Raw genomic sequence first — 10755 nt, forward strand, 5'->3', positions numbered from 1 at the left:
TTCAGGCCTCGACCCGTTGAACCGGCAAGGAGAACACATAGCCCTCGCTGCGTACCGTCTTGATGTAGGCCGGCTCGCGGGCGTCATCCTGCAGGCGCTGGCGCAGGCGGCTGACCAACAGGTCGATGGAGCGGTCGAAGATATCCGCTTCGCGACCTTGCGTGAGGTTGAGCAGTTGCTCGCGGCTGAGCACCCGTTGCGGATGATCGAGGAACACCCGCAGCAGGCGATACTCGGCGCCGCTCAGGGCCACCAGGGTGCCGTCGGTGTCGAGCAGGTGACGCGCCGTGGTGTCCAGGCGCCAGTGGCCGAAGCCGATCAGGCGGCTGCTTTCGCTGACGGTCAGGTTCGGTGGCAGCATGCGCGTGCGGCGCAGTACGGCGTTGATTCGGGCCAGCAGTTCGCGAGCCGAAAAGGGTTTGCTCAGGTAATCGTCGGCGCCCATTTCCAGGCCGATGATGCGGTCGGTTTCGTCGTTGCGGGCGGTCAGCATCAGCACTGGCGTGGCCTTGTGCTTGCCGGCGCGCAGTTCGCGGCACAGCTGCAGGCCGTCGTCACCGGGCATCATGATGTCGAGTACGATCAGGTCGACCACATTGGACTCGAGGAAGGCGCGCATCTGCCGGCCATCGGCGGCGATGGTGGTGCGCAGCCCGTTCTTTTTCAGGTAGTTGCCCACCAGCTCCCTGATCTCGCGATCATCGTCGACGATCAGGATGTGATCGACATGCTCCATCGTCCGGCTCCCGTCATGGTGGTGGCGGCAAGTGTACCGAGGCCGGTGTCGCTTGCCTGCCGGGGTTTGTATTGCAGTGTATCTACTGTGGACACAGATACCTGAGGAGGCAAAACGGCGCGATCCGGACACATCGGCGATACCTGGCGGGCCTGAAATAGCCAGCAACGCGGTGGAACCCTTCACCGCCTTGCAACCTGCTTCGGGAGTACCGCCATGAACATCAAGCCCCTTGCCACTGCCAGCCTGGTGACCCTGCTGAGCTTCGGCACCATTGCCGCCCAGGCCAACGACAACGTGCCGGTGCAGCCCTATCGCTATGGCCAGCAACTGGATGTGCACAAGGTCCTGGCCTTGCACGAAGACAGTCGCATCGGCTGCGGCGTGGTCAATGCGCAAATGGACTACCTTGATTCCCAGGGCAAGGAGCACCGCCTGCAGTACCAGAAATTTGCCAGCGACTGCCATGAAGGCGGTTAAGCCATCGACCAGGGAGGTTCGTCCATGAACATCAACGTTAACGCTACCCGCCGCCGGGCCTTGGGCCTGGCCGCCTTGCTGGCCGTGCTGCTGGCGGCCGCAGGCCTGGGCAACCGCCTTTTCGCTGGCACGCCTGCAAGCCTTGAAGTACTGGGGCCGATGCCGGAGCTGGCGGGTGCCGTGCAGTGGCTCAACTCGCCGCCGCTTGACCGCGAAGCGCTCAAGGGCAAGGTGGTGCTGGTGGACTTCTGGACCTACGAGTGCATCAACTGCCGACGCAGCCTGCCGCACGTCAACACCTGGGCCAAGCGCTACGCTGAGCGGGGCCTGCTGGTGATCGGAGTGCACACCCCGGAATACGCCGAAGAACGGGTGGTCGACAATGTGCGCGAGCAAGTGGCGAAACTGGATATCGCCTACCCGGTGGCCATCGACAACGACTATGCGATCTGGAACGCCTTCGGCAACCAGTTCTGGCCGGCGCACTACATCGTCGATGGCAACGGCCAGGTGCGCTATGTGCACTTTGGCGAGGGCGCCTACGACACCCAGGAGCAGGTGATCCAGCAACTGCTCGAGGAGCGTGACGGGCAGGCGGGGTGACGGTGGGCGTTTGTGCTCGATCGCGGGCAAGACCCGCTCCCACAGGTGCAGTGTGCACTGGACTACTGTGGGAGCCGGCCTTGCCGGCGATGGTCCCGTTTTGACGGCAACAGCAGCCCGCTTTGCCGCGCGTGGTCAGGGTTGTTTCAGGGCATTGGCCAGCAGCCGGATCGCCGTTTCGATTTCACTGGCCGTCAGTGATGAATAGCCCAGCAACCAGCCCTGCTGCTTGTGTTCACCGGCATACAAGCGGCTGAGCCCGGGCAGCTGCACACCGGCACGGGCGGCCAGGCGTTGGGTCTGTGGTTCTGACCAGCCCGGCTCGAGCACACAGGGAATCTGCAGGCCACCCGGCGGGCGCATGGCGGTGACGATGCCCGCCAGGTGCTTGCCAATGGCCTCGAGCAGGCACGCCCGGCGTCCGGCGTAGAGTTTGCGCATGGCTCGCACATGGGCGTTGTAGTGGCCGTCGTCCATGAAGCGCGCCAGGGTCAGTTGCAGCACCTGCGGCGTATGCCCGTCGATGATGCTGCGTGCCGCGCTGAAGGGCGCCACCAGCTCCGCCGGCAGCACCATGTAGCCGATGCGCAGGCCGGGGTAGAGGGTCTTGCTGAAGGTGCCGATGTAGAGGGTGCGCTGGTGGCTGTCCAGGCCCTGCACGCAGGTGGTCGGCAGGCCGTCGTAATGGAATTCGCTGTCGTAGTCGTCCTCGATGATCCACGTGCCGTTTTCCGCCGCCCAGTTGATCAGTTCAAGGCGGCGCTCCAGGCTCAGGGTCGCGCCCGTGGGGTACTGATGCGAAGGGGTGAGGTAGACGCAGCGGGCGCCGCTGCGGTCGGCACGCAGCAGGTCGGTACGGATGCCCTGGGCGTCGACGTCGATGGGTACGATCCGCGCTTGCGCCGCTTCAAAGGCTTTTTTCGCGCCAAAGTAGCCGGGGTTCTCCAGCAGGATCGGCTTGCCGGCGTCCACCAGCACCTGTGCGCAAAGGAACAGCGCCTGGCGGGTACTGCTGAGCACCAGCACCTGCTCGGGTGCCACTTTGGCGCCACGCTCCAGATTCAGGTAGGTGGCGATGGCCTTGCGCAGGGCCTCGCAGCCCTGTGGGTCACCATGTAGCAGGACGTTGTCGCGATGGTCTTTCACGGCTTGGCGTTGCAGGCGCTCCCAGACATCCATCGGGAACGAGCGGGTTTCCGGCAGGCCGGTGGCAAAGGCCTTGATTGCCTGTTGATCGCTGACGCCACCGTTGTCGAAGAGGGTTTGGCCACGCTGGCTCAGGCCCTGGCCAGGCAGCCGGTTACTGGTTTTTTGTGCCTGGGCCTTGATGCGCCGTTGCGTGCCGCCGTGCAGTTGCGCGCCGAGGTTGTGCGACACATAGCTCCCCGAACCCTCGCGGCGCAGGATGTAGCCATCGCGCTGCAATTGCACATAAGCGTTCTCGACGGTGTCGCGGGCCACCCCCAGTGACGTGGCCAGGGTCCGCGTCGCCGGCAGTTTCATGCCGCCGGCCAGTGCGCCTTCAAGGATCAGTGCACGCAAGGCGCGCTGGATACGCTGGTGCAGGTCCAGCGGCGCGAACTGCGCGTCGTTGACACGCATCTTCAGGGTTTCAAGCTCGAACGTGGTTGTCATGTGGTCTGCTGTAAGTGAAAAAACTGGCCTGAATGGGCAGGCCAGTCTATTCGTACACTCGGTCGCTCGTCACTGCCTACCTGCAAGGAACCACCTGCTATGCCTGATTCAGCGATACGCGCCAGCGACCTCATCCATCCGATCATTGCCGGCCTTATCTCGGTGATCGTCAACTATGGCGGGACGTTCATCCTGGTGTTCCAGGCGGCCCAGGTTGCCGGTTTGAGCCCCGCACTCACGGCTTCCTGGGTGTGGTCGGTATCCATCGGCGTTGGCGTTACCGGGCTGTTGCTCAGCTGGGTGATGCGTCAGCCGATCATCACCGCCTGGTCCACCCCGGCGGCGGCCTTTCTGGTCGTAGCCTTGGCCAGTACGCCTTATGCCGAGGCGGTAGGCGCTTACCTGGTCTCGGCGGCCGCGTTCGTGCTGCTGGGCTTATCGGGCTGTTTCGACAAGCTCATCCGCCTGATTCCAGCGGGCATTGCGGCGGGGCTGCTGGCCGGGATCCTGCTGCAATTCGGCATCGGTGCCTTTGCCGGCCTGAGCGTCGACCCGCTGCTGGCCGCGCTGCTGATCGTTGCCTATCTGCTCTTCAAGCGCTTCAGTGCGCGCTATGCGGTGGTGGGCATTTTGCTGCTGGGGCTGGGCTTTTTGCTGATGCGCGGGCAACTGGACTTGTCGGGGCTGCGCCTGCAATTGGCGGCGCCGGTCTTTACCACACCTGTGTTTTCGCTCAATGCCGTGCTCAGCGTGGCCCTGCCGTTGTTCCTGATTACCCTGACCGGCCAGTACATGCCCGGCATGCTGGTGCTGCGCAATGACGGCTTCAAGGCCAGTGCCAACCCCATCGTCACCCTTACCGGACTGGGCTCGCTGTTGATGGCGCCGTTCGGCGCCCACGCCTTCAACATCGCTGCAATCACCGCGGCGATCTGCACGGGCAAGGAGGCCCACGAAGAGCCCGGCAAGCGCTGGATCGCCGGGGTGGCAGCAGGCGTGTTGTACCTTGTTGTCGGTGTCTTCGGGGTAACCCTGGCCGCGCTGTTCATGGCCTTTCCGGCCACTTTCATCAGCACCCTGGCGGGGTTGGCGCTGCTGGGCAGCATTGGCGGCAGCCTGGCCAATGCCATGGCCGATGCGCAAACCCGCGAAGCGTCGCTGATCACTTTTCTGGCGGCGGCCGCCAATATCAGTTTGCTCGGTATCGGCGGGGCGTTCTGGGGGCTGGTGATCGGCCTGGGCGCTTATGCCGTGCTCAATGGCCGCTTGCCGCGCCGGGAGCGGGCAGGGGTGATCGGTGCCAGCAATGGCGAGGGGTAAGGCAGCGATCAGCGCTTGGCCGCCTTGGCGCGCTGATTCTCGTCGCTGCGCGCCCGTGCCGGGATGTTCTCCAGCGAAGTGGGCTTGTCGGCGATGTTGATCACCGTCCACTCCCAGAACGCGCTGGTCCAGTAGGTCAGTTCACCGTCTTCGAGCAGCAGGTCGTGGCGGCCACTGCTGTTCGGCGCTTCTTTGGCCTGACGCATCAACGGCACCAGTTGCATGGCGCGTTCGCCGTCGGTGGTCTCCAGCGACAGCGAAACCTGGCGCAGGCGGTCATCCTTGTCGAAGGCCGCTTCGATGCGGCTGACCTCGACGCCGCCGAGTTTGTAGGGTTCGATGCCCGGTACCGGGTCGACAGCCTGGTAGTACTGACGGGGCACGTTGTAGTGCACGCCGTTGATCAGCCAGACCCGGGTGAAATGCCGCTCCATTACCTCCACGACCTGCGCGCGCGGCATGCCCAGCGTGAACTCGCCAAGGCTCAGCGCCGACCAGGCGGTGGTCGGGAACAGGGCACAGCAGAGCAACAATGTCAGCATCCTTGGCACACCGAGTCCTCCTTGAAATGAGCGCAAAGGGTACTGCAGCCCTGGCATCCACGCTAGGATCAGCAGTCCTGCACTGACAATGAGGTCACCTGTGAAATACGCCATTACCCTGCTACTGAGCCTGATGCCGCTGCTGGCCAGCGCCGCCGAAGTCGGTGAACGCCTGGCACCCTTTACCTTGCTCGACCAGCACGACCAGGCCTACAGCCTCAACGAGCAGACCCGTGTGCTGCTGGTGGCGCGCAACATGGACGGTGCCAAGCTGGTCCAGGCCGCAGTGGGCGAACAGCCCAAGGGCTACCTGGAAGCGCGCGATGCGGTGTTCGTCGCTGATATTCAGCGCATGCCGGCGCTGATCAGCAAGCTGTTCGCGATTCCGGCCATGCGCGACTACAGCTACCGGGTGGTGCTGGACCGCGACGGCAAGGTGGTGGCGCGCTATCCGGGGGCTGAAGACAAGGTGCTGTGGATTCAGTTGGAGCAGGGGGTTGTGGCGGGGCAGAAGGAATATGCCAGTGCCGAGGCGTTGGCCACAGCGCTCAAGGCGTTGCCGCAGCCATAGTGGGTTTGAATGCAGCGCAACTCTGAGGGAGCGGGCTGGACCCGCGATCGAGCGCGAAGCGGTCGCAATCCAGACGCCACCTGATGGGGAGGCTGTACTGACCCCATCGCGGGGCAAGCCCGCTCCCACATGGGCAGTGCAGGCCGGCGCAGATCTTACAGCGGCACCTGCAAGGTCGTCTTGACCCGCTCCAGCACCACAATGGTCCGGAACCACTTCACGTTCGGATTATCGTGAAACAGCCGCTGGGCGATGTCCTGGAACACGGTCATGCTCGCCACCGTCAGTACCAGCAAGAAGTCGGCATCGCCAGTGACGTAATAGCACTGCTGAATCTCCGGCCCTGAGAAGGCGCGCTTCATCGCGTCCAGGTCCGCCGACTGGGTGCGGTCGGCATGCACCTCGACCATCAGGGTAATCACCTGACCGACTTTGTCCGGGTTGATGACCGCAGCGTTGGCCTGAATTACCCCGGACTTTTTCAAACGCTGAATACGCCGCTGCACCGAGGCCGTGGATAAATGCACCTGTTCGGCCAGCTCGCGCAGGGGCTGGCTGTTGTCCCGCTGCAAGGCAGCGAGCAGGGCAAGGTCGAATTCGTCCAGGTCCATGCAAAAATTTCTCATCTTGAGCGGTGAAAACGAGGGCACTTATCAGTGCCTGCGGAATAAATTATCACCCTCTGCTGACCCTGATTAAGGTATTTGCAATGACCGCGCATAACTCCACATTGGGCGTAGCGCTCAATGTCCTCGCCTCGGTGCTGTTCGCGGTGATGTACGCCTACACCAGCCTGCTCGCGCCCCTGGATGGCGCCGAAATCTATGGCTGGCGGATCCTGCTGACCGTGCCGTGCCTGACCCTGATGGTGGTCGCCAGCGGGCACTGGCCGCAAGTGCGGCGGATTTTTCAGCGGCTGTTCGAGGAGCGCGGGTTCTGGGCGATTCGCCTGGTTTCGGCGGCCTTGCTCGGCGTGCAGCTGTGGCTGTTCATGTGGGCACCGATCAATGGCTATGGCCTGGACGTGTCGCTGGGCTACTTCCTCATGCCGCTGGTCATGGTGATTGTCGGCCGCCTGGCGTTCAAGGATTCGATCAGCCGCCTGCAACTGCTGGCGTGTGCGTTGGCGGCGCTGGGCATCATCAACCAGATCGCCATCGCCAAGGCGATCTCCTGGCCGGTGCTGGTGGTGAGCCTGTGCTACCCGCTGTACTTCTGGCTGCGCCGGGTGACCGACAGCAACAACATGGGCGGGCTGTGGTTCGACATGAGCCTGAGCCTGCCGGTGAGCCTGTACTTCGTGCTCAAGGGTGGCGTGGTGCTCGGCCTTGCCGGGCCGGCCTCGAACCTGCCCTGGCTGGTGCTCGGCCTGGGCGCGATCAGTGCGGCGGCGCTGGGCTTGCAGGCGCTGTCGGCGCCGCGCCTGAACCTGACCCTGTTCGGCCTGTTGATCTATGTCGAGCCGGTGTTGCTGGTGGTCGCCGCGGTACTGTTGGGCGACAGCATCGCCCCGGCGCAGTGGCCGACCTACCTGGCGATCTGGCTGGCGGTGCTGGTGCTGGTGGTGGAGGGCGGCTTGAGCCTGGGCGGCAACCGCCGCACTTACTCGCCGAGCCGCTGCTCGCGTGAAGGCGGGTAGCCAAAATAGGCGCAGTAGCACTTGCTGAAGTGCGAGACTGAAACAAAGCCGCAGGCAATCGCTACGTCCATCAGCGGCAGGTCGGAATACTGCAGCAGGCGCCGGCTCTTGGTGATGCGCAACTCCATGTAGTAGCGGCTTGGCGAGGTGCCGAGCTGGGCCTGGAACAGGCGGTCGATTTGCCGGCGCGAACGGCCGCTGTAGGCGGCCAGCTGATCGAGGCTGAGGATTTCTTCCAGGTTGCTTTCCATCAGCTCGACGATGGTGCGCAGGGGTGCGCTCATGGTTTTTTTCTGGCTGTTGTCGACCCGGCGAAAGCGCGCACTGGAAAACGCCAGGATCTCCTCGACACCCTCGGCCAGCGCTTCACCGTGTTGCCACTTGAGCAACGCCAGCATCATCTCCAGAGCGCCGTTGGGGCTGGCGGCGGTCAGGCGCTCGCGGTCGAGCACAAAGCTTGCCGGGGTGATGGTGCACTGCGGGCTGCGCTCGGCCAGGCTCGCCCGTTGTTCGGGGTGGATGGTGCAGTTGTAGCCTTCGAGCACGCCGGCGCGGCCAAGAAACCAGGCACCGTTCCACAACCCGCCGAGGGCCAGGTGGTGAGCGGCGGCATCGGTCAGCAGCTTGTCCAGCTGCGGGTACTTGAGCGGGGTACGCAAGCCGCCGCAGACGATCAGCATGTCGAGGTTTTCCAGGGCCGCGCGGTCGAGGTGCGCGGCATAGATCTCCAGGCCCAAGTCACTGGTCACCCGTTCGCTGTCCAGGGAAAACGGCGTGCTCAAATACAGATGGCTCTTGAGCAGGTTGGCCGTCACCAGCACATCCATGGCCACGGTAAAGCTGGCCATGGAGAAGTTCTCCAGCAGCAGGAAGCCCACCTGATAGGCCGGGGTAGAGGCCGCCTCGGGGTGTTTGAGATTGAGCATGTTGCTGGTGCTGGATTTCTTGCTGAACTGGCGTGGGGTGGGCAAGGTCGACTCCGCGAGGCATGGCGTGGCGTGGCCGAGTGTGCGTTCACAGGTTGCGAAACACAATATGGTGCGCACAGGGCGCTACTCGTGCGGTGGTAGCGGTACCTGGGAGAATGGCTCGGGTATGACCGGTGTGTAGTGAGGCATCTGCTTGAGCAACCCCTTGTAGCCTTGCAAGGGGATGGTCCGTGCTGGTTTTTTCGGGTCGCTGGCGAAGAAGTTTTCCCAATGCCCCAGCACCAGGGTACGCGGCTGGGTGATGCGCAGCAGGGCGGCCGGGTAGTTGTGCACCTGGTCCCAACTGGCGGCGCAGAGAATCTCGACATCGATGCGTTTGCCGTCGGCGATCAGCGGCGGGAAGCCCAGAGGCGGGGTGGCGGCGCTGTCCTGGTAATGGATGCGATACACCGGCTTGCCGTTTTCGTCGAGCAGGTCGATCAGCCAGGCCAGGGTTACCTCGCCGAGCCGCCAGCCAAACAGGCTTTGGGGGAGCGTGCCGAGAGGGTGATCGTATTGTCCCTGAATGAAGTTGATGCCAAAGGCATGCCCGGCATGTTCGCTGTGGATCGGCATGGCGCGAATCATCCCGGGCGTTGGCCCTTGGGGCCGGGTGCCATCCTTGGCTGACTGGCCGTTGGAGTAGAACCAGGTGCCGTGACGGCTGGGCTGGTAGGGGTTGGCAATCTCGTCTGCTACCAGCACCTTGATTCGGCGGGCATCAACCTTGCCGGCATGAAGGATATGACCGACGGTTTGCGAGCCGTAGACCGTCGCCTTGGGGGTATGGATGTGCATGACCCTGGGGACATCGAGCAAATGGTCGTAGTGGGCATGCCCGACCAGGAGCATTTTCACGTCGCGGGCGCTTGGCATCAACGCGTCGATGCGCTGCGGGTTGGCCTTGACCCGTAACGGCGGCAGGCCACGGATGCCCAGGCCGCCGGGGTTGGAAAACGACGGCGCGAGCAACAGGCCTTCGCCTTTCCAGTGGACCAGCCAGCCACCGACGCCCAGGTAGTGCAGCGTGGGTTCAGGTAGCGATTGCTGGTTGCTCACGATCAAATGCCGGGAGCCTGGCAGGTAAGTGCAGGCCGAGATCATCAGGGGCAGGGCGAGCAGCAGCCAGCGCATGAGGTCACCTCGCAAGCGTGATGAAGGGCACACCCACAGTTCAGTCGAGCACTTGGCAAATTGCCATTGCCGGGTGATGTGGCGGATGAACGGCAGGGTGGGTACATTTGATGTTTTATCGGCAGCAAGCGCCGGGCGGTTCGCAACCCCGCGCTTGCTTGCCCGCGAACTTTCTCGTCAGGACCTGTCGGCCCTGACTGCCATCCTCAGTGACCCCGAAGTCATGGGTGGAGCAGGCCAGCCTGGGTTATCGTCTGGCCACGCGCTTTTGGCGTCAGGGGCTCGCTAGCGAAGCGGTGCGGGGCGTGCTGGAGTATGTATTCAGCCAGCAACAGCAGCCTGCCGTCATTGCAATCATCGAGTCTGCAAACGTCGCCTCCTTGCGTGTGGCGCAAAAAGCCGGTTTCAATACCTTCGATACCGTGCAGTTCCACGGGCGGCCCGTACGTGTGTACCGGCTGACGCATCAGGACTGGAAGGCGCCATGACCAGCAGACACCTCGACCCGTTGCGCCAGGCCATCCGCCAACGGCCGGTCTCGCCACCTCCAGCACCCTGGAAGCGGACAGGCCAGTTCACCGTCGCCGGCCTGCTGGAAATCGGTTTTGACCGAGACAGCGAGCGGCTGTTGGTGGCTTCAAGCTCCGGCCGCAGTGTGATCGACTGTCGCACCGGCGAGAAAATCGCTCGCGACCGTACCGACAACCTGGGCAGCGACCATTACCTGGAAACCCGCGGCATCGGCCCGCTGCACGACCGGGTGATCCGCATGGCCGGTATTCAGGGCGGCGGCTTGCCGATCAGCACCAGCGATGGCTGGGTGGTGGAGAACATCACCCTGGCCTGGCCCGAGCAGCACCTGCTGCTGGTTGAACCGGGTTCCTGGCTGCATGGCGCGCGTTACAACCGGCCCTGGCAGTTTCATACCCTGGCGATCGAGACCGACGTACGCGCGTTCGGGTTCTCCTATACCGGCATGAGCCTGGTGCTTGCCACCAGTGGCGAGCTGGTGATTTATGGGCGCTCCGCAACCCTTCGCGGATAAATCCGCACACAAGCTTGGCGCAGAACCTGTAGACGCGGGTTTGACCCGCGATACAGGTGTTGCCTGGATTGCGACCGCTACG

At 63.6% G+C, this 10755-nt stretch carries 12 protein-coding genes and 1 pseudogene; 7 read left to right on the forward strand and 6 right to left on the reverse strand.

The features are described 5' to 3' along the window. Window position 1: 1 nt before the first annotated feature. Complete coding sequence (locus UW3_RS0125415) at window positions 2-736, reverse strand: response regulator (protein ID WP_010226824.1); 735 nt, start codon at window positions 734-736, stop codon at window positions 2-4. A gap of 216 nt (window positions 737-952) precedes the next feature. On the opposite strand from UW3_RS0125415, the gene UW3_RS0125420 reads away from it, so the two are divergent. Together UW3_RS0125420 and UW3_RS0125425 are read left to right on the forward strand one after the other, a co-directional pair. Further along, window positions 953-1216, forward strand: coding sequence for a DUF2790 domain-containing protein (locus tag UW3_RS0125420; RefSeq protein ID WP_010226826.1), 264 nt, complete (start codon window positions 953-955; stop codon window positions 1214-1216). Window positions 1217-1243: 27 nt separating this feature from the next. Beyond that, window positions 1244-1819 (forward strand): annotated as a pseudogene (locus UW3_RS0125425) (thioredoxin family protein); the annotation flags it as partial. 135 nt (window positions 1820-1954) lie between these two features. Here the strand turns inward: UW3_RS0125425 and pdxR are convergent. Beyond that, a complete protein-coding gene (pdxR, locus tag UW3_RS0125430) occupies window positions 1955-3454 on the reverse strand; it encodes a MocR-like pyridoxine biosynthesis transcription factor PdxR (RefSeq protein ID WP_010226830.1) in 1500 nt (499 codons plus the stop codon). Window positions 3455-3553: 99 nt separating this feature from the next. Between pdxR and UW3_RS0125435 the strand changes: the two genes are divergently transcribed. Then, window positions 3554-4774 (forward strand): benzoate/H(+) symporter BenE family transporter, encoded by a 1221-nt coding sequence (locus UW3_RS0125435; protein WP_010226832.1) that lies wholly within the window; start codon window positions 3554-3556, stop codon window positions 4772-4774. Window positions 4775-4782: 8 nt separating this feature from the next. Here UW3_RS0125435 and UW3_RS0125440 read toward each other — a convergent pair whose 3' ends face one another. Beyond that, window positions 4783-5316, reverse strand: coding sequence for a hypothetical protein (locus UW3_RS0125440; RefSeq protein ID WP_010226834.1), 534 nt, complete (start codon window positions 5314-5316; stop codon window positions 4783-4785). A 100-nt stretch (window positions 5317-5416) separates the two neighbouring features. Here UW3_RS0125440 and UW3_RS0125445 point away from each other — a divergent pair, with 100 nt between their 5' ends. Next, the gene (locus UW3_RS0125445; protein WP_010226837.1) at window positions 5417-5887 is read left to right on the forward strand and encodes a hypothetical protein; all 471 of its coding nucleotides are present in this window, start codon (window positions 5417-5419) and stop codon (window positions 5885-5887) included. Between the two features lie 155 nt (window positions 5888-6042). Here UW3_RS0125445 and UW3_RS0125450 read toward each other — a convergent pair whose 3' ends face one another. After that, window positions 6043-6498 carry an Lrp/AsnC family transcriptional regulator gene (locus tag UW3_RS0125450; RefSeq protein WP_010226838.1) on the reverse strand — a complete coding sequence of 152 codons (456 nt, stop codon included), beginning with the start codon at window positions 6496-6498 and terminating at the stop codon, window positions 6043-6045. A gap of 98 nt (window positions 6499-6596) precedes the next feature. Between UW3_RS0125450 and rarD the strand changes: the two genes are divergently transcribed. Continuing rightward, the gene (gene rarD, locus UW3_RS27745) at window positions 6597-7526 is read left to right on the forward strand and encodes an EamA family transporter RarD (protein ID WP_010226839.1); all 930 of its coding nucleotides are present in this window, start codon (window positions 6597-6599) and stop codon (window positions 7524-7526) included. Here the strand turns inward: rarD and UW3_RS0125460 are convergent. Both UW3_RS0125460 and UW3_RS0125465 read right to left on the reverse strand, forming a co-directional pair. Continuing rightward, window positions 7490-8497: a GlxA family transcriptional regulator gene (locus UW3_RS0125460; RefSeq protein ID WP_010226840.1), complete on the reverse strand. Its 1008-nt coding sequence runs from the start codon at window positions 8495-8497 to the stop codon at window positions 7490-7492. The two genes, rarD and UW3_RS0125460, sit on opposite strands and share 37 nt — an antisense overlap. An 81-nt stretch (window positions 8498-8578) precedes the next feature. Continuing rightward, window positions 8579-9628 (reverse strand): MBL fold metallo-hydrolase, encoded by a 1050-nt coding sequence (locus UW3_RS0125465; protein ID WP_010226841.1) that lies wholly within the window; start codon window positions 9626-9628, stop codon window positions 8579-8581. A 227-nt stretch (window positions 9629-9855) separates the two neighbouring features. On the opposite strand from UW3_RS0125465, the gene UW3_RS0125470 reads away from it, so the two are divergent. Beyond that, on the forward strand, window positions 9856-10116 hold the full coding sequence (locus UW3_RS0125470) for a GNAT family N-acetyltransferase (protein WP_010226842.1): 261 nt from the start codon (window positions 9856-9858) through the stop codon (window positions 10114-10116). Beyond that, complete coding sequence (locus UW3_RS0125475; RefSeq protein WP_010226843.1) at window positions 10113-10673, forward strand: hypothetical protein; 561 nt, start codon at window positions 10113-10115, stop codon at window positions 10671-10673. Before UW3_RS0125470 ends, UW3_RS0125475 begins: the two co-directional genes overlap by 4 nt. Window positions 10674-10755 lie beyond the last annotated feature (82 nt).

Origin of the sequence: Pseudomonas donghuensis, from assembly GCF_000259195.1 — a bacterium.
Taxonomy (GTDB): Bacteria; Pseudomonadota; Gammaproteobacteria; order Pseudomonadales; family Pseudomonadaceae; genus Aquipseudomonas; species Aquipseudomonas donghuensis.

What these genes read in the sequence shown, in the direction of transcription:
- UW3_RS0125435 (WP_010226832.1), top strand. Translation starts at nt 3,554, where the DNA reads ATGCCTGATTCAGCGATACGCGCCAGCGACCTCATCCATCCGATCATT.
- UW3_RS0125420 (WP_010226826.1), top strand. Translation starts at nt 953, where the DNA reads ATGAACATCAAGCCCCTTGCCACTGCCAGCCTGGTGACCCTGCTGAGC.
- UW3_RS0125415 (WP_010226824.1), bottom strand. Translation starts at nt 736, where the DNA reads ATGGAGCATGTCGATCACATCCTGATCGTCGACGATGATCGCGAGATC.
- UW3_RS0125465 (WP_010226841.1), bottom strand. Translation starts at nt 9,628, where the DNA reads ATGCGCTGGCTGCTGCTCGCCCTGCCCCTGATGATCTCGGCCTGCACT.
- UW3_RS0125450 (WP_010226838.1), bottom strand. Translation starts at nt 6,498, where the DNA reads ATGGACCTGGACGAATTCGACCTTGCCCTGCTCGCTGCCTTGCAGCGG.
- UW3_RS0125475 (WP_010226843.1), top strand. Translation starts at nt 10,113, where the DNA reads ATGACCAGCAGACACCTCGACCCGTTGCGCCAGGCCATCCGCCAACGG.
- rarD (WP_010226839.1), top strand. Translation starts at nt 6,597, where the DNA reads ATGACCGCGCATAACTCCACATTGGGCGTAGCGCTCAATGTCCTCGCC.
- pdxR (WP_010226830.1), bottom strand. Translation starts at nt 3,454, where the DNA reads ATGACAACCACGTTCGAGCTTGAAACCCTGAAGATGCGTGTCAACGAC.
- UW3_RS0125440 (WP_010226834.1), bottom strand. Translation starts at nt 5,316, where the DNA reads ATGCTGACATTGTTGCTCTGCTGTGCCCTGTTCCCGACCACCGCCTGG.